The following is a 17,718-nucleotide window of genomic DNA, read 5'->3' as shown; positions in this document are numbered from 1 at the left end:
GGCGTTCCGTCTTCGGATGAGGGGGCGGCCGCAGCCGACGCCCCGACAAGCCGGGGCATGACGCCTGTTCAGGAAGCCGTCCGCGTGCCCCGGCCGACCGAAGCGTGAGCGAAAGGAGAGGCGGGGCCCAGCACGGAGCGCCGAAGGCGGCTTTGGAACGCGGCCGGCTCGCCTGCTGCGGGGAACCTTCCCCTGGGCCCCGGATCGGCCCTCCGACTTCGCCATCGCTTGTCCAGCCCACGGAGGCGGCGCCTTTCAGCACCGTCATCCTCCGGCTTGGCCAGGGATCCACTCCGTGGCCTGGCTGGTGCCGGGGCTTTTTGCGCTCCGGATCGGCGCTCCCCTCGGGGTTGCCCGTGCGGGGCGCGGCGACCCCATGACGCGGGCCGCGCCGGCGGGTAAGACGATGGGTGGGAAACGACCCGGGAAAGGGAGGCTTGATCGTGCCGCGCGTGCTCACTCTTCCCCCGTCCGTCCCCTTCCTGCCGACGCTGGCGCGGGCTCTGCTCGATGGCGGGCTGGTGGAGGGCTATGCGCCCCGGCGTGATCCGCTGGCGCTGGCCGGCGCCACCGTGTTCCTGCCCACGCGGCGCGCCGGGCGGCTGTTCGCCGAGGCGCTGCTCGAGGCCTCGGGCGGCACGGCGCTGCTTCTGCCGCGCATCGTGCCGCTCGGCGATGTGGACGAGGACGCGCTCGCCTTTTCCGAGGATGCGCCGGTGCTGGCCGCACCCCATGCCATCGCCCCGGTGCATCGCCGCCTCGTGCTGGCGCGCCTCGTCGCCCATTGGCGCGACACCCTCTCCCGCGTGGTGGAGCGCGAGGCGGTGGCCGCCGGCACCGCCGCCACCTTCGCGCTTGCGGATGCCCTGGGCGCCCTGTTCGACGATCTGACCACGGCGGGCCTGACCGTGGAGGCCCTCGACGGCCTCGTGCCCGACGAGCTGGACCGCTACTTCAAGGTGGGGCTCGATTTCGTGCGCATCGCCCGCCGCGCCTTCAGCGCCTATCTCGACGAAGCGGGGCTGGTGGAGCCCGCGGCCCGGCGCGATGCGCTGGTGGATGCGGAGGCGCGCCGCCTCGCCGCGCTGGGGCCGGAGGCGGGGCCGGTGATCGCCGCCGGCTCCACCGGCTCCATGCCGGCCACCGCCCGCCTGCTTGCCGCCATCGCCCATCTGCCCCGGGGGGCGGTGGTGCTGCCGGGCCTCGACCAGGATCTGGACGAGGCTTCCTTCGCGCGCATCACCGATGCGCGGGACCCGGCGCCGGACCACCCCCAGTACGGCCTCGCGCGGCTGCTGGGGCGGCTGGGCCTGAAGCGGGGCGCGGTGGTGCCCCTCGCCCCGCCGGCCGCCTTCGGCCGCGAGCTTCTGATGAGCGAGGCGCTGCGGCAGGCCGAGACCTCGGACCTGTGGGCCCGCCTGCCCGAGCGCCTGCCGGCGCCGGACCTCGCCCGCGCCATGGCCGGCCTCAGCGTGGTGGAGGCGGACGACCCCCGCGCCGAGGCCCTCGCCATCGCCCTGTTGCTGCGCGACAGCCTGGAGCGGCCCGAGGAAACCTGCGCTCTCGTGACCCCGGACCGGGACCTCGCCCGGCGGGTGGCGGCGGAGATGGGGCGCTTCGGCGTGGTGATCGACGATTCCGCCGGCACGCCCCTGGCCGATGCGCCGGCCGGCCGGCTGGCACGGCTGGTGGTGGAGACGGCGGCGGAGCAGCTCGCGCCCGTCTGCCTGTTCGCGCTCCTCACCCATCCCCTGGCGACCTTCGGGCTCGATGGGCCGGACAAGAGCGCGGCGGTGGCGGCGCTGGAGCTCATCGCCCTGCGCGGCCCGCGGCCCCGCGCCGGCATCGCCGGGCTGGAGGCGGCCATCGCCGCGTTCGATCCCGGGGACTTCCGTGGCGCCGATCCGCGCCGCCGCATGGGGCCGGCCGGGATCGCCGCGGCGCGGGATCTGGTGCGGCGGCTCGGCGCCGCCTTCGGACCCCTGCTGGCCCTGGGGGAGAGGCGCAGCGCGGTGCCCCTCGCAGATCTGGTGGTCGCCCACCGCGCCGCCTTCGAGGCCATGGCCGCCCCCCTCGATCCGGATGCGGAAGACGCTGCAGCGGCGGCCCTCGCCCGCACCTTCGAGACCCTGGCGGATGCTGCGCCGGACGGCCCCGGCCTCGACCTTCCCGCCTATGCGGAGGCGGCCGGCGCCCTGTTCGCCGATGCCATGGTGCGGCCGTTGGCCGAGCCTCATGCGCGCATCCGCATCCTCGGCCCTTTGGAGGCGCGCCTTGTTTCCGTGGACCGGGTGGTGCTGGGCGGGCTGGTGGAGGGCGCCTGGCCGCATATCGCGGAGACCGACCCCTGGCTCAGCCGCCCCATGCGCGCCCAGCTGGGGCTGGACCTGCCGGAGCGGCGCATCGGCCTGTCCGCCCACGATTTCGCCCAGAGCTTCGGCGCGCCGCAGGTGGTGCTCACCTTCGCCGCCAAGGTGGGCGGCACCCAGAGCGTTCCGTCGCGCTTCCTGCAGCGGCTGAAGACCGTGGCCGGCGAGGCCGAATGGCAGGCTGCCCGCGCCCGCGGCGCCCGCTGGGTGGAGGCCGCCCGCCGGCTCGACGACGCCCCCGCCGTGCCCCGCGCCCTCCGCCCGGCCCCCGCGCCCCCCCTGGCGCTGCGGCCCCGCCGGCTCTCGGTGACGGAGATCGAGACCTTCCTGCGCGATCCCTATTCCATCTATGCCCGGCATATCCTCGGGCTCGTCCCCCTCGATCCCCTCGATGCCGCCCCCGGCGGGGCGGAGCGCGGCTCGGCCCTGCACGAGGCCATCGGCCGGTTCACCCAGGCCCATCCGAAGGAGCTGCCCGCCGATGCCCTGGACCTGCTGCTGGCGGAGGGCCGGGCCGCTTTCGCCCCCCTGGCCGCCTTTCCGGCGGAGCATGCCCTGTGGTGGGCGCGGTTCGAGCGGGCGGCGGCCTTCCTCGTCACCCTGGAGCGGGAGCGCCGCCTCCTCCTCGACCGGGTGGTGGCGGAGGCGGGGGGGAGCCTGGAGATCCCGCTCGGCGGTAACACCTTCCGATTGACCGGGCGGGCCGATCGAATTGAGGTTCGAGCCGACGGCCGTCTCAATATCGTCGACTTCAAGACCGGCACGGCGCCGAGCGCCAAGCAGGCGGCCTCGCTCGCCCCGCAGCTTCCCTTGGAAGCGGCCATGGCGGCGCGCGGCGCCTTCCCCGACGCACCTGAGGCCGAAGTGGCTGACATCGTCTACATCGAATTGAAGGGCACGGCCGCGGGCGGCGAGGAAAAAGCCGTGCGAATCAAGGACCATAGCACCTCGGATCTGGCCGAGGCGGCGCTTTCCGGCCTCACTGGCCTCCTCCAGGCGTTCGAGAACGAAACCCAGGGCTACCGCTCCCTGTCCGCCCCCCAATGGGCCGGCCGCCATGGCGACTACGACCATCTGGCGCGGGTGCGGGAATGGGCCCTCTCCGGGGAGGAAAGCGAATGAATTCAACGCCCTCGCCCGATGTCCGCGACCCCAGGGCCGAGGCCACCCGCCGCCAGTCGGAGGCCTCGCATCCGGACGTGTCGGCCTGGGTCTCGGCCAATGCCGGGTCCGGCAAGACCCACGTTTTAGCAAGGCGTGTCATAAGGTTACTTCTCGCCGGCACCCCGCCCGGACGGATCCTCTGCCTCACCTATACCAAGGCCGCGGCGGCCAACATGGCCAACCGGGTGCTGGGCATCCTCGGCCGCTGGGTTGGCCTGTCGGACCCGGAGCTGGACGCCGCCGTCGCCGAGACCACCGGCGCCCCCGCCAATGCCCAGATCCGCGCCAGGGCAAGGCGGCTGTTCGCCGCTGCGCTGGAGACGCCGGGCGGGCTTAAGATCCAGACAATACACGCCTTTTGTGGCGGGCTCCTGCATCGCTTCCCGTTCGAGGCGGACGTGGCGGCGGGCTTTCGCGAGCTGGACGAGGTGGGCCGTCTCGACCTCATGGCCCGTATTCGCGCCGCCATCGTCATCGACGCCACCTCCCACCCTGGCTCCCCTCTCGGCGAGGCCTTGGCCCGGCTGACGGAAGAGCTTTCAGATCAAGGCATTAATGGCCTGTTCGAGGCCGCCGTCGCGCTCCGCTCGCGCATCCTGCCGCTGGGCGCGAGCCCGGCCGCCCGCCGGGCCGCGGTGGCCCGGGCGCTGGGTCTCGCGCCGGAGGCGAGCGCTGCCGCCATCGAGGCGGAAATGCTGGCAGGCCAACACCTTGCGCGCTCCGAATGGGGTGCGGTGGCGGCTGTTTTGAGCACGTCCGACAAGAAGACCGACCACGTCCGCGCCGCCGACCTCGAAGCCGCTGCGGCCGCGGAGGACGAGGCCTCAGCCCTTCTCGCCCTGCGTCGCGTCTTCTTCGGCGCCGATGGGCCGCGCTCCGACAAGAGCCTTGTGACCAAAGGCGTTTCCGAGGCCGAGCCCGGCCTTTTCGCCCGCCTGCTCGCCGAGCGCGACCGGCTCGCCGGCCTCGACGAGGCCCTGCGCGGCGCCCGCACCCTCGAGCGCACCGAGGCCGCGCTGACCCTCGCCGCCGAAGCCTGCCGCCGCTACGAGGCGGAGAAGGCCGCCCGCGGCCTGCTCGATTTCGACGACCTCATCACCAAGGCCGCGCGCCTGCTCACAGACCAGCCCACCTTCGTCCAGTACAAGCTGGACCAGGGCATCGACCACATCCTGGTGGATGAGGCGCAGGATACCTCCCCGGAGCAGTGGAAGGTGGTGGAAGGCCTTGCGTCCGACTTCTTCTCGGGCGCGGGGGCAAGGCCGGATGTCCGGCGGACCATCTTCGTGGTGGGCGACGAGAAGCAGTCCATCTTTTCCTTCCAGGGCGCCGATCCGCGCGCCTTCGGCGGCATGCGCTCCACCTTCGCGCGGAAGATCGGAGACGCCGCCTTCCGCCGGGTGGAGCTGCCTCACTCCTTCCGCTCCGCCCCCGGCGTGCTAGAGGCGGTGGACAAGATTTTCTCCCGCGCCGAGGCCCATGACGGCCTGACCCTCGATGCAACGCCTCCGGTGCATGCCGCCATCCGCGCCGATGCGCCGGCGCTGGTGGAGATCTGGCCCACCACGGTGCCCGACCCCAAGCCGCAGCCCGACAATTGGCGCCGCCCCCTCGACGAAGTGCCCGCCGACGACCCCGTGAGCCGGCTCGCCGAGCGGATCGCGCGCTTCATCCAGGCCGGCATCGCCTCCGGCCTCTCCATTCCCTCCCGCAAGGGGCGGCCCATGAAGGCGGGCGACGTGCTGGTGCTGGTGCGCCGGCGCGGGCGGGTGTTCGAGGCCGTGATCCGCGCCCTGAAGGACCTGAAGGATCCGCGCGTGCAGGTGGCGGGCGCCGATCGCCTCGTGGTGGCGGAGCACATCGCCGCCCTCGACCTGATGGCGCTGGCCGACGTGCTGCTCTCGCCGGATGACGATCTCGCGCTGGCGGCAGTGTTGAAAAGCCCCCTCTTCGGCTTCACCGACGATGAGCTGATGCGTCTCGCCCCGGGCCGCGTCGGGCGGTTGATCGATGCGCTGGCGGCCTCCGCCGGGCGGGGGTGCGCGGAAGCGCTTGGACGGATCGAGGCCTGGCGGCGGCAGGGGCTGGCCCTGAGGCCGTTCGATTTCTATGCCCGTGTGCTGGGGCGCGACGGCGGGCGGCGCGCCATGCTCGCCCGGCTGGGGCCGGAGGCGGCGGACGTGCTGGACGAGTTCATGGCCCTCGCCCGCGCCTATGAAGCCACCGAGCCGCCGAGCCTCGCCGGCTTCCTCGCCTTCATGCGCTCCGGCGGCGCCGAGACCAAGCGCGACATGGAAAGCGGCCGCGACGAGGTGCGGGTGATGACCGTCCACGGCGCCAAGGGGCTGGAGGCGCCCCTCGTCATCCTCGCCGACACGGTGGACATGCCCCGCGCCCGCTCGTCCGGCGGGCTGCTGACCATTACGGGGCCGGAGGGCGAGGTGCCCGTGCTGGCGCCGCGCAAGGCGGAGGATCCGCCGCCGCTGGCGGAGGCCCGCGCTGCTTCCGCCGCGCGCGAGCTGGAGGAATACCGGCGGCTGCTCTATGTGGCGCTGACCCGGGCGGAGGATGCCATCGTCGTCTGCGGGGCCGAGACGCGCGCGCCAGCGAAGGACAAGGCGCATGCCCGTCCGGAGGGCTGCTGGTACGAGTTGGTGCGCGAGGCCCTGCAAGAGGATGCCGCGGCCTGTCCCGCCCTGGCCTTCGACGACACGGTGCTGCGCTGGAGCATGGGGCCCGGCCTCAAGTCGGGCGCGCAACCGGCGGCCGAGGCGCCGGTGGAGGCGCAAGCCCCGATTCCCCGGTTCGCCGCCCTGCCGCTCGCCTCTTCGACCTCCCGCCTGCTGCGTCCTTCCAAGGCGGAAGGGGCGGGCGGCGGGCCCGTGCGGGCGCCCGCCGTGGCGGAGGATCTTCCCCTCCCGCCGCTGCTGCGCGGAGACCTGATCCATCGCCTCCTTGCCGGGCTGCCCGCGGTCGTGCCGGCCGAGCGGGAGGCCGCGGGCCTGCGGCTGCTGCGCCATGCGGCGGACGGCCTGTCCGAGGATCTGCATCTGGAGGTATTAAGAGAGGCGTTCGGCGTGCTGGCGCATGCGCCGCTCGCGGAACTGTTCGGCGCGGGAAGCCGGGCGGAGGTCCCGGTGATCGGCCAGCTGCCGGCATCCGATGGTATTCCCTTCCATGTCTCCGGCCGCATCGACCGCCTGGCGGTGGGGGGAGGGCGCATCCTCGTCGCCGACTTCAAGACCGATCGGTCCCCGCCGGAGACGGAGGAGGCGGTGGCAGAGCCTTACGTGGCGCAGCTCGCTATCTATGGCGCCCTTCTGTCGCAGGTCTTCGGCGGCCTGCCGTTCGAGGCGCGCCTCATCTATACCGCCGGCCCGCGCGTGTTCAGCCTCGGGCAGGAGCGCTTGTCCACCGCGCTCGGGCGGCTCGGCGTGTCACCTCGGCGTGACGTGCCTTGACGGACGGGGGAGGGGCTCCCTACGTTCAGGCCCAAGATTCAGTGGTTCTCCCCATTCCCCCCTACGAGGTCTGCCATGGCGGTCGAGAAGGTTTCCGATCAGAATTTCGAAGAGGACGTGCTGAAGTCCAGCGCGCCCGTCATCGTGGACTTCTGGGCCGAGTGGTGTGGCCCCTGCCGCATGGTGGCTCCCATCCTGGAGGAAGTGTCCGGTGAGATGGGCGAGAAGATCCGCATCGTGAAGCTGAACGTGGACGAGAACCCGGCCACCGCTTCCAAGTACGGCATCATGTCCATCCCCACCCTGCTGCTGTTCAAGGATGGCAAGATCGCCTCGCGCCAGGTGGGCGCCGCGCCCAAGGCGAAGCTGGTTCAGTGGATCAACGGCGCCATCTGAGGCGCATCCACGTCTGACATGAAACAGCCGCTGGCCTTCGGGACTGCGGCTGTTTTTTGCTGTGCGGGGCCGGCGGCCGCTCACATGCCGCCCTTCGGCCGTGCCCGGCCTCCGGGAACACGCCCCGGGCGAAGGAACCCGGCTGCGGCCAGCACCTGCCACGGCCGGTCCAGGCAGGGATCGGCATCGTTGAGCCGGGCCGCCACCTCCCCGGCCTCCTGCGGATCAGCGAAAAACCGGGCCTCAGGCACGAAGAAGGCGCCGCCCGGGACGGTGAACTGTGTGCCGTCCTCCCCGCGCACCCGAGTCTCGCGGCCGTCGAAGAAGATCCATCCGGAGGGCGCCACCGACACCTCGCGCGCTACCACAAGTGCTTCCGCGAGGCGCTTCGGGCGCGACAGGGAAGAGCGCGGGTGGAAGTGCAAGCCGAACATGGACCGGGTGTTTCCCCTCTTCTGAGGCCTCCTCGCCGGTCCATTTGGGCCGGCAGGCGGGTGCACAGGAAGAATGCCTGGACCGGGTCGCGCGTTCCCGCATCGGCCTGCGGCATGGCTTACAATTGTTTGATGATACACGCGGCGGGGCCGCTCGGGCTCAGTAGCTGACGCCGGCGAGGTAGAGCCCGCAGGCTGGCGCCATGGGGCCGCAGCGGGTGCGGTCGGCGGACTTCAGCGCCGCCTCGAGATCATCCGCGCTCCAGCGCCCTTCGCCCACGCGCATCAGCGAGCCCACCATGGAGCGCACCTGGTGATGCAGGAACGAGCGGGCGGAGGTGACGACGCGGATCTCGTCACCGGCGCGGCTCACGTCCAGCTGGTCCAGTGTCTTCACCGGCGAGGCGGCCTGGCACTCGGCGGCGCGGAAGGTGGAGAAGTCATGCCTGCCCAGAAGCCGCTGCGCGGCGGCGTGCATGGCATCGGCATCGAGCGCCTGGGGAATCCGCCAGGCGCGGTCGCGGTCGAGGGCAAGGTCCGGCCGGCGGTTGACGATGCGGTAGACGTAATGCCGCCGGGAGGCTGAGAAGCGCGCGTCGAACAAGTCAGGCACCACCTCGGCCTTCAGCACCGCGACCGGGTGGGGCCGCAGCTGCGCCGTCATGGCATCGCGTACCGTGTCGGTCCGCCAGTCCCGGGAGAGGTCCACATGCGCCACCTGCCCGGTGGCATGCACGCCCGCATCCGTGCGCCCCGCGCCGGAGACCTGCACCTGTTCCCCGCAGAAGCGGCGGAACGCCTCCGCCAGCACGCCCTGCACGGTCGGCAGGTCCGCCTGCATCTGCCAGCCGGCGAAGGGGGTGCCGTCATATTCGATGGTGAGCTTGTAGCGGGGCATGGCGGGGGTGGGCGCAGCCTGCCTCAGACGAGCACGGTGCCGGCCGGCACCGTGTTGCCGCGCAGGAAGGCGTCGGCCGCCGCGGGCTGCTTGCCGGCCTTCTGCAGCTCCACGAGACGCACCGCCCCGGACCCGCATGCGATGGTGAGGCGGTCGTCAAGAACCACGCCGGGGGCGCCCGAGCCGTCGGCGAGGGTGGAACGCAGCACCTTCACCCGCGCCTCGTCCGCACCCAAGGGGAACCAGGCGCCGGGGAAGGGGGAGAGGCCGCGGATGCGGTCATGCACCGCCTGGGCCGTCAGGGACCAGTCGATGCGGGTCTCGGCCTTCTCGATCTTGGCGGCATAGGCGACGCCCTGCTCCGGCTGGGGTGTGAAGGCAAGGCCCCCCCGCTCCAGCGCCGCCAGCGCCCGCGCCATGAGGTCGGCGCCCAGCACCATCATGCGATCGTGCAGCTCGCCAGCGGTCATGTCCGGGCTGATGGGGATGCGCTCCACGAGCCCCACGGGGCCGGTGTCGAGGCCGGCTTCCATCCGCATCACGGCGACGCCCGTCTCCTTGTCGCCGGCCATGATGGCGCGCTGGATGGGTGCCGCGCCGCGCCAGCGCGGCAGGAGCGAGCCGTGAAGGTTGAGGCAGCCGAGCCTCGGCCCGTCGAGAATGGCCTGGGGCAGGATGAGCCCGTAGGCCACCACCACGGCCACGTCCGCATCATGGGCGCGGAAGGCCTCGGCGGCCGCCTCGCCGCGCAGGCTCTTCGGCGTGAAGACCGGAAGGCCGAACCGCTCAGCCACCTTGTGGACGGGGGAGGGGGTCAGGTCGAGGCCGCGCCGCCCGGCCGGCGCAGGTGCGCGGGTATAGACCGCCACCACCTCGTGACCGCGGCCGACAATCTCGGAAAGGGTCGGCACGGCAAAGTCCGGCGTCCCCATGAAGACGATGCGCATCATACGGATGTCCGGTACGGCGATGCCCTCAGGCCTCGGCCTTGTGCTTCGCCTGCTTGGTGAATTTCTTGATGACCCGGTCGCGCTTCAGCTTCGAGATGTGGTCGATGAACAGCACGCCGTTCAGGTGATCGATCTCGTGCTGCACGCAGGTGGCGAACAGGCCCTCGGCATCCACCTCCCGCAGCTTGCCCTCGAGATCCAGGAACCGCACCGACACGCGGGCGGGGCGCTCCACCTCCTCGTAATATTCGGGGATGGAGAGGCAGCCCTCGCTGTAGATGGAGGTCTCGTCAGAGGTGGCGATGATCTCCGGATTGATGAGGGCGAGGGGCTTCTTGTCCTCGCCGTCGCGGGCCACGTCGATGGTCACCACCCGCCGTTCGACACCCACCTGGACCGCCGCAAGGCCGATGCCAGGGGCGTCGTACATGGTGTCGAACATGTCCTCCACCAGCTTGCGGACCTCGCCGTCGATCTTCTCGACCGGAGCGGAGATGGTGCGCAGCTTGGGTTCGGGGATGATGAGGATGGGTCGCGTTGCCATCACCGCGAGATAAGCGAAGCTGTGCTCCCGGTCAATATGTTCGCCGTTTGTTCAAGACAAGAATCGCGATAGAAGAACTCATGCCGTATGTCCTCTTCACCTTGGCGGGCCGCGCCGTCACCCTGGCCGAGGCAGCGGCGGTCGCCGCGGGGCTGCTGGCGCTGCTCGTCTTCCTGTCGGTGGTCTCCCTCGTGCGCCAGTCGCGCGTGCGGGCTGCCATGGTCTTGGAGGAGGCGCAGCGGCGCGAGGAAATGGACCGCCGCCTGCGTGAGCTCATGCGCATTCAGGCGGAAACCGCCGGCCGCGTGCAGAGCATGACGGAAGTCATCGCCCAGCGGCAGAGCGATCTCGCCCGCGCCGTCTCCGAGCGGCTCGACGCCACGTCCCACCGTCTGGGAGAGACGCTGACCACCGCCGCCCGCGCCACCCACGAGAACCTCACCCGCCTCGCCGAGCGCCTGGTGATGGTGGAGCAGGCGGAGAAGAGCCTTTCCGACCTCTCCTCCCAGGTGATGTCGCTGCGGGAAACGCTGGCCAACAAGCAGGCTCGCGGCGCCTTCGGCCAGGCGCGCATGGAGGCGATCGTGGCGGATGGCCTGCCGCGGGGCTCGTTCGCCTTCCAGTACACCCTCTCCAATGGCCGCCGGCCCGACTGCGCCATATTTCTGCCGGGGGACCCACGGCCGCTGCTCGTGGATTCCAAGTTTCCGCTGGAATCGGTGACCGCCTTCCGCGAGGCCCCGACTACCGAGACGCGCAAGACCGCCGGGCAGCGCCTGCGCAACGACCTGACCAAGCATGTCTATGACGTGGCGGAGCGCTACCTGGTCCAGGGCGAGACGCAGGACGTGGCGCTGATCTTCGTGCCGTCGGAATCCGTCTATGCCGAAATCTACGAGCATTTCGACGCGGTGGTGCAGGAGGCCTACCGGCTGCGCGTGGTGCTGGTATCTCCTTCCTTGCTCATGATGGCGGTGCAGGTGGTGCAGGCCATCGCCAAGGATGCGCGCATGCGCGAGGCAGCCGACCGCGTCCGGGCCGAGGTGGCCGCCCTCGTCGACGACGTGACGCGCCTGCGCGAGCGGGTTGGGGATCTTGCCAAGCACTTCACCCAGGTGAGCGACGACGTGGGGCGCGTCCTCGTCTCCGCCGACAAGATCGCACGGCGTGGCTTGCGCCTTGAGCAGCTGGATTTCGACGATGCCCCGGCCACGCCGCCCGGAGAATGACGGGGGCGACCGAAAGTAGCATCTTGCGCCCGTCCGCCTGAGGTCCGATCCTACAAGACTGTGACGAATCGCGCGCCCCAGGTGGCGTGCTCCCGAACCGAAGGAAAAAATGCCCGAGCTGCCCGAGGTGGAGACCGTCCGCCGCGGTCTCATGCCTGTCCTGCAAGGCGCCGTGATCGAGAGCGCGGAGGCGCGCCGTCCGGACCTGCGCTGGCCCCTGCCGGAGAACTTCGCGCAGCGCCTTGCCGGCCGCCGGATCGAAGCGGTGGGCCGGCGCGCCAAGTATCTGCTGGCGGATCTGAGCGGCGGCGAGGTGATGATCATGCACCTCGGCATGTCCGGCTCCATCCGCATCGAGGGTGTGGACGGCAAGGGCAAGCCGGGCCAGTTCCACTATCCGCGCGGCGAGAGCGGGCCGCACGACCATGTGGTGCTGCACCTCGCCGGCGGGGCAACCGTCACCTTCAACGATCCGCGACGCTTCGGCGCCATCCTGATCGTGCCCTACGACCGGCTGGATTCCCATCCCCTGCTCGCCAGCCTCGGCCCGGAGCCGCTGGGCAACAGCTTCAACGCGGCCTATCTGGCCGCGGCCTGCGCCCGCCGCCAGATATCGCTGAAGGCCGCCCTGCTCGACCAGAAGCTCGTGGCGGGTCTCGGCAACATCTATGTGTGCGAGGCGCTCTATCGCGCCCGCCTTTCGCCGCGGCGGCTCGCCCACACCATCGCGACGCGGGAGGGGGCGCCGACCCAGAGGGCGGAACGGCTTGTCGTTGCCATCCGCGACGTCCTGCGCGAGGCGATCCAGGCGGGCGGCTCCTCGCTGCGGGACCATCGCCAGGTGAACGGGGAGCTGGGCTATTTCCAGCACACCTTCCGCGTCTACGATCGGGAGGGCCAGCCTTGCCAGACCCTGCGCTGCAAGGGGACCGTGCAGCGCATCGTGCAGGGCGGCCGCTCCACCTTCTTCTGCCCGGCCTGCCAAAGATAGCCACGCCCGCACGGGCGATGTGCGGCTTTCCCTCTTCGCTTCCAGCCCGGAAACCGGTTAGAGCACCTGCGACCGGAGGCTTGACCGGCCCCGGGCCGAATGGCCGGCGTCACGCCTGGCGAGAGGAGGAATGGGATGGCATACGAGACGATCCTGGTGGAACGACATGACCGCGTGGGGCTCATCCGGCTGAACCGCCCTCAGGCGCTCAATGCGCTGAACCGCCAGCTCATCACCGACCTGAACGCCGCGCTTGACGAGCTGGAGCAGGACCGCTCCATCGGCTGCCTCGTGCTCACCGGCTCGGAGAAGGCCTTCGCCGCGGGCGCCGACATCAAGGAGATGCAGGGCTTCACCTATCCGGGCACCTATCTCGATGATTTCATTACCTCCTGGGAGCGCCTCTCGCGCACGCGCAAGCCGGTGATCGCGGCGGTGGCCGGCTTTGCCCTCGGCGGTGGCTGCGAGCTCGCCATGATGTGCGACTTCATCCTCGCCGCCGACACGGCGAAGTTCGGCCAGCCGGAGATCAAGCTCGGCGTCATGCCCGGCTCGGGCGGCACCCAGCGCCTTACCCGCTTCGTCGGCAAGTCCAAGGCCATGGAAATGTGCCTCACCGGCCGCATGATGGATGCGGTGGAAGCCGAGCGCAGCGGCCTCGTCTCGCGCATCATCCCGGCCGCCGAATTGTTGGACGAGGCGCTCAAGGTGGCGAAGGCCATCGCCGACATGTCGCTGACGGTGGCGATGCAGACCAAGGAGAGCGTGAACCGCTCCTATGAGACGACCCTCGCCGAGGGCATCCGCTTCGAGCGCCGCGTGTTCCAGGCCCAGTTTGCTCTCGCCGACCAGAAGGAGGGCATGGCGGCCTTCATCGGCAAGCGCCCGGCAAATTTCGAGCGCTGAGGGCGCTCGGCAAGGTCGAATCCGAACCTTGGTGGGGGAGCGCGGTGCCTTGCGTCTTCGCGCTCCCGGCCTTCCCGGCCGGAGCCTCCACCGGCTTTTCGCGGGCACGACGCGGCCGCCCCGCGCGAGGGCGGTGCAGGTGGCGCGCCTGGGGACAATTCGAAATCTTCTGCTTGCGGTGCGCAGGCGTTATTGACAGCCCTGCGACACCCCCTTATGCATCGCGTCCTCGATTGGCTTCGCGCCATTCGGGGCCCAGGTGGCGGAATTGGTAGACGCGCTGGTTTCAGGTACCAGTGGTGAAAGCCGTGGAGGTTCGAGTCCTCTCCTGGGCACCATTTACCCTTCCGGGTAGGTGCAAAAAGATCCCCAAAGCCTTGCAAGCGTTCAATTCTCGGGTCCTTAGGGCTCCGGGCACGCTTGGGGTGTCCGTTGGCAGCCGGCAAATTTGGGGTATTGGGGGTGGTAACGTGCCCTCACTGAAGGCGACCCCTACGGCCCCTGACCGGCACGGCCCTCCGCGCGGCGAAGGCTGGCGACAAGCTCTATAAGCTGGCGGACGGCGGCGGTCTCTGTCTCTTGGTGAACCCGACGGGCTCCCGCCTCTGGCGGTTGAAGTTCCGGATTGAGGGGAAGGAGAAGCTCCTGCCATCGGGCCCTATCCCGAGGAGCCGCTCGCCAAGGCGAGGGAGCGGCGCGATGATGCCAAGAAGGCGATCGTCGATGGCGCGGCCCCCTCGGCCCTCAAATCGGCTGTAGCGGGCCGAGTCCGGCTCTGAGTGGACGGCTCCTCCAGAAGCGCCACGATCCGCCTGCCGAGGGAATTGAAACGATACCCGCCGATCGGCATGAAAGAACCGAATGTTGATCGGGGAGCGGTTTTCCGCGTGAAAGGCCATCCCCCTCGGATGCGGGATCGGAGGTGCGGCGCGCGTGCCCATGCCGTGCTAAATCAGGTCCCGAAGCCGGCTGATCCCCGCCTCGATCTGCTCCTCGGAGAGCGAGGCATAACCCAGCAGCAGCCAGTCGTTGCTCACGTCAGCCGTGCCGTATTCGTGCCCGCCGCCGCTCTGGATGGTGTAGACGCCCACGTTGCGGCTTTTGGCGTGCGCAGCCATCTGGTGGGCGCGGGGCAGGCCCGCCGGCAGCTTCCAGGCGAGATGCGTCCCCGCTTCCGCGCCCCGCACCTCGATGCGGCCGAAATGCGCACGCAAAGCTGCAACAAGGGCGTCTCGGCGTTGCTGGTAGCGCAGCCGAACACGCCTCAGATGCCGGACAAAGCTGCCCGTGAGCAGGAATTCGGCGAGCGCGGCCTGCTCCAGCCACACCTGCCCGTTGTCCAGCAGGGCCTTGGCCCCTGCCGCCGCCGGGGCAAGATGGTCCGGGAAGATGGCGTAGCCCGTCCGCAGGCCCGCGCCCAGCGACTTCGAGAAGGTGCCAAGATAGATCACGTTCTCCGGGCTCATGGCCTTGAGGGCCGGCAGCAGCATGCTGCCGAAGTGGAACTCGTTGTCGTAGTCATCCTCGATGAGATAGGCCCCGGTGCGGTCGGCCCAGGCCAGCAGTTCCCGTCGCCGCTCCAGCGAGAGGACGCCGCCCATGGGATACTGGTGCGACGGCATGACGTAGGCGAGCTGCGCCGTCTCGCCCCCGAGCGCCTTCGTATCGATCCCCTGGTCGTCCGTGTCGATGGGGATGAGGCGCATGTTCACGCTCTCGAACAGATAGGCTGCCCCCTGGCTGCAGGGATTCTCCACGACGATGGCGTCCCCCTCGCGCGCCAGCACCCGCAGCGTCAGGTTGAGCGCGAGCTGGGCGCCAGCGACGATGATCACCTGCTCCGGCCGGACATGGATATCGCGCATCACCGCCACGTGTTCGGCGATGGCGGTGCGCAACGCCATGAGGCCGCACGGGTCGCCGTATTCGGTGAGGTTGTGCCCGGCAACCGCGAGGGAATGCAGGATCAATCGCCGCCAGGTTTTGAGGGGGAAGGCCCTGGGATCCGTGCGCTGCGGCCAGAAATCGATGGGAATGCGGCTGTTGTTGAGAATGGAGTGGGGGCGGCCGGTGAAGGCGGCGGGGGCAAGTCGCTCCGGGGGGCGCCGTTCGGCCGGCATAGGCGTGTCCGTCTTTGCAGACGCGCCCACGCCGCTGCCGGCGCTCATGACCTGCTCGGGCATCGCCGATGTCACATAGGTGCCCACCATGGGGCGGGTCACGAGGTAGCCCTCGGTGATCAGCCGTTCATAGGCGAAGGTGACGGAGTTTCGCGAGATGCCGAGCTGCTGGGCGAGATGACGCGAGGACGGCACCGCCGCCTCCGCCTTCAGGCGCCCATCGAGGATCTGCTGTCGTATCTGCTCGAAGAGCTGCTCCTGCAGGCTGCGGTCGGACGATCGGTCGAGCGAGATGAGCACATCGAGCCTCGAGGTGTTTCCGGTTCTCCGGCAAGCCTAGATCGGGATGGGGCCAGTTTCGAGAGGGCCAGTCGATGGCGGTCTTTTGGTGCCACCCGCTGGCTTGCTTGACTTGCCGCACGCCGCGCAACCATTTTTTACACCAGCCCGGCGTGCTTCATGCGAGGTCGCGCCGCTTGCAAAGCCGTCGCCTGGAGAGCGATCCGATCGGGTCGCGTTCCACCTTTCTGAATAGAGGCGGAGTCGCCGTTCGCATTCCATCGCCTCGGGCGATCCGGTGCGAGCGGATCCGGCTCTAGACACAAGGCCCTGCCAATGCCGGATATCGCTCTGCTCGCCGCGGACGAAACCTTCTTTCCTTCTTCCCTGCTCAAGCTCGCCGCCGAGGTGCTGGACGCCGCGCGCCGCAGGAAGATCCGCCTGGCGGCCGCCGAAACCGTGACCTCGGGCCTCGTGAGCGCGTGCCTGACGTCCGTATCGGGCGCCTCCGAGATCTTCGAGCGCGGGTATGTCCTCTACCATGCCTCTGCCAAGGCCACCGGCCTCGACGTGCCGGAGGCGGTCTCGGCGGCGCACGGCGCGGTGAGCGCGGAGGTGACGCGCGGGCTGGCCATCGGCCTGCTGGACCATTCCCAGGCGGGGGCCACGGTGGCCGTCACCGGCTATGCTGGCCCGGGCGGCGGTAATGCCGTCAATCCCGTGGGCACCATCTTCGTTGCGGCGGCGACCCGCGACGGAGGACTTGCGGAAGAGCGCCATGTGTTTACCGGGGGCCGCGACAACGTGCGCCTTGCGGCGGTGGGGGCCGCGCTGGCCCTGTTGCTGCGCCAGCTCTCCGCATGAGCGACATCCCGGTCGTCCTGCTCTCGGGCTTCCTCGGCGCCGGCAAGACGACCCTGCTCAACGACCTGCTGAAGCGCTCCGCCTTCCGTGATACCGCGGTGGTGATCAACGAGGCGGGCGACGCAGGCATCGACCATGCCCTGATGGAGACGGGCGGCGACGAGGTGCTGCTACTGGAGGGGGGCTGCATCTGCTGTCGCCTGAAGGGCAGCCTCAACGCCACGCTCAACGGACTGCTGCGCCGGCGCGCGCTCGACGGGCTCGCCTTCGAGCGGATTGTGGTGGAGACGAGCGGCCTCGCGGATCCGGCCCCCATCCTCCACGCCTTGATCGCGGATCCCCTTTTCAACCGACACTTTTCCATTGCCGGCGTCACCACGGTGGTGGACGCGGCCAACTTTCCGGCCACCATCGCTCATCATGCGGAAGGCGTGACCCAGGTGGCTCTCGCCGATCGCATCCTCATCACCAAGGCCGATCTTGCGACGGCGGAGCAGATCGCCCTGGTGGAGGCCGAGGTGGCGGCGCTCAACCCATTGGCGGAGCGCCATCTCCTTTCCCATGCCGCGCGGGACGGTGGGCTCATCTGGATCGATGCCCGGGAAGCGCCGCGACCGCTGCGGAGCCGGTTCATGGCCAGCGCCGTGACCCATGCGGTGGTCACCGCCTCCCTCGCCTTTCCCGGGCGCCTCACGCAGGAGGCCGTGGATACCTGGCTCGATCGCGTGGGCGACCTGTTCGGCAGCGCGCTCCTGCGGCTGAAGGGCATCCTCCAGCTGGAGGAACTGGCGGAACCGGTGGTGCTGCACGGCGTGCAGGGGCTGGTCTACTCTCCGGGCACCCTTCCATCTCCGGGCCGGCTCGCAACCGAGAACCGCATGGTGCTCATCGGCCGGAACCTGGAAGAGCAGGATCTCGCCGACGCGCTCACCCTGCTTGCGGCCATGGCGCGCCGGGCGGGCTGAGGCCAGGTGCGCGCCGCAGGTGGCGGGCTCTCGGGGGCTGGCTCCAAGGGCGTCTCCCGCTGGCTGCGCCGGAACACTGGCTCCATAAGCCCGACAGCCACAGGCGCTACCTCGCGCCCCGCCCGCCTCCTAGCGTCCCGACGAAGGA

Annotated in this window: 14 protein-coding genes and 1 tRNA gene; 10 read left to right on the top strand and 5 right to left on the bottom strand. The window is 70.2% G+C overall.

Going from position 1 to position 17,718, the window contains the following annotated elements; translation table 11 throughout:
* The first annotated feature begins 443 nt into the window (after positions 1 to 443).
* From addB to trxA, 3 genes are all read left to right on the top strand, one after another.
* Positions 444 to 3,491, top strand: a complete 3,048-nt coding sequence (gene addB, locus V5F59_RS17600; protein ID WP_393976501.1) for a double-strand break repair protein AddB — start codon at positions 444 to 446, stop codon at positions 3,489 to 3,491.
* Positions 3,488 to 6,994 (top strand): double-strand break repair helicase AddA, encoded by a 3,507-nt coding sequence (gene addA / locus V5F59_RS17595; RefSeq protein WP_393976500.1) that lies wholly within the window; start codon positions 3,488 to 3,490, stop codon positions 6,992 to 6,994. The genes addB and addA overlap by 4 nt, the downstream gene beginning before the upstream one ends.
* Positions 6,995 to 7,069: 75 nt before the next feature.
* On the top strand, positions 7,070 to 7,390 hold the full coding sequence (gene trxA, locus V5F59_RS17590; RefSeq protein WP_393976499.1) for a thioredoxin: 321 nt from the start codon (positions 7,070 to 7,072) through the stop codon (positions 7,388 to 7,390).
* Between the two features lie 80 nt (positions 7,391 to 7,470).
* Here trxA and V5F59_RS17585 read toward each other — a convergent pair whose 3' ends face one another.
* From V5F59_RS17585 to def, 4 genes are all read right to left on the bottom strand, one after another.
* Entirely contained in the window at positions 7,471 to 7,824 is a 354-nt protein-coding gene (locus V5F59_RS17585; RefSeq protein ID WP_393976498.1) for a hypothetical protein, read from the bottom strand.
* A gap of 160 nt (positions 7,825 to 7,984) precedes the next feature.
* A complete protein-coding gene (gene truA, locus V5F59_RS17580) occupies positions 7,985 to 8,722 on the bottom strand; it encodes a tRNA pseudouridine(38-40) synthase TruA (RefSeq protein ID WP_393976497.1) in 738 nt (245 codons plus the stop codon).
* 23 nt (positions 8,723 to 8,745) lie between these two features.
* Positions 8,746 to 9,669 carry a methionyl-tRNA formyltransferase gene (fmt, locus tag V5F59_RS17575; RefSeq protein WP_393977064.1) on the bottom strand — a complete coding sequence of 308 codons (924 nt, stop codon included), beginning with the start codon at positions 9,667 to 9,669 and terminating at the stop codon, positions 8,746 to 8,748.
* Between the two features lie 28 nt (positions 9,670 to 9,697).
* The gene (gene def / locus V5F59_RS17570) at positions 9,698 to 10,216 is read right to left on the bottom strand and encodes a peptide deformylase (RefSeq protein WP_393976496.1); all 519 of its coding nucleotides are present in this window, start codon (positions 10,214 to 10,216) and stop codon (positions 9,698 to 9,700) included.
* An 80-nt stretch (positions 10,217 to 10,296) separates the two neighbouring features.
* Between def and V5F59_RS17565 the strand changes: the two genes are divergently transcribed.
* From V5F59_RS17565 to V5F59_RS17545, 5 genes are all read left to right on the top strand, one after another.
* Positions 10,297 to 11,445, top strand: a complete 1,149-nt coding sequence (locus tag V5F59_RS17565; protein WP_393976495.1) for a DNA recombination protein RmuC — start codon at positions 10,297 to 10,299, stop codon at positions 11,443 to 11,445.
* A gap of 109 nt (positions 11,446 to 11,554) precedes the next feature.
* Complete coding sequence (gene mutM / locus V5F59_RS17560) at positions 11,555 to 12,436, top strand: bifunctional DNA-formamidopyrimidine glycosylase/DNA-(apurinic or apyrimidinic site) lyase (RefSeq protein ID WP_393976494.1); 882 nt, start codon at positions 11,555 to 11,557, stop codon at positions 12,434 to 12,436.
* Between the two features lie 135 nt (positions 12,437 to 12,571).
* Complete coding sequence (locus V5F59_RS17555) at positions 12,572 to 13,342, top strand: enoyl-CoA hydratase (protein WP_393976493.1); 771 nt, start codon at positions 12,572 to 12,574, stop codon at positions 13,340 to 13,342.
* 253 nt (positions 13,343 to 13,595) lie between these two features.
* Positions 13,596 to 13,680: transfer RNA gene (locus V5F59_RS17550), tRNA-Leu, on the top strand.
* Between the two features lie 163 nt (positions 13,681 to 13,843).
* A complete protein-coding gene (locus V5F59_RS17545; protein WP_393977062.1) occupies positions 13,844 to 14,101 on the top strand; it encodes an Arm DNA-binding domain-containing protein in 258 nt (85 codons plus the stop codon).
* Between the two features lie 188 nt (positions 14,102 to 14,289).
* Here the strand turns inward: V5F59_RS17545 and pdxR are convergent, their stop codons facing one another.
* Positions 14,290 to 15,762, bottom strand: a complete 1,473-nt coding sequence (pdxR, locus tag V5F59_RS17540) for a MocR-like pyridoxine biosynthesis transcription factor PdxR (protein WP_393976492.1) — start codon at positions 15,760 to 15,762, stop codon at positions 14,290 to 14,292.
* A gap of 315 nt (positions 15,763 to 16,077) precedes the next feature.
* On the opposite strand from pdxR, the gene V5F59_RS17535 reads away from it, so the two are divergent.
* Both V5F59_RS17535 and V5F59_RS17530 read left to right on the top strand, forming a co-directional pair.
* Positions 16,078 to 16,605, top strand: a complete 528-nt coding sequence (locus tag V5F59_RS17535) for a CinA family protein (RefSeq protein WP_393976491.1) — start codon at positions 16,078 to 16,080, stop codon at positions 16,603 to 16,605.
* A complete protein-coding gene (locus tag V5F59_RS17530; protein WP_393976490.1) occupies positions 16,602 to 17,570 on the top strand; it encodes a CobW family GTP-binding protein in 969 nt (322 codons plus the stop codon). The genes V5F59_RS17535 and V5F59_RS17530 overlap by 4 nt, the downstream gene beginning before the upstream one ends.
* Positions 17,571 to 17,718: the final 148 nt, after the last annotated feature.

It is taken from the genome of Xanthobacter nonsaccharivorans, from assembly GCF_043194755.2.
In the GTDB taxonomy this organism is placed as follows: domain Bacteria; phylum Pseudomonadota; class Alphaproteobacteria; order Rhizobiales; family Xanthobacteraceae; genus Xanthobacter; species Xanthobacter autotrophicus_G.
The sequence above is the reverse complement of the archived record's forward strand: the minus strand, read 5'-3'. Positions and strand labels throughout refer to the sequence as shown.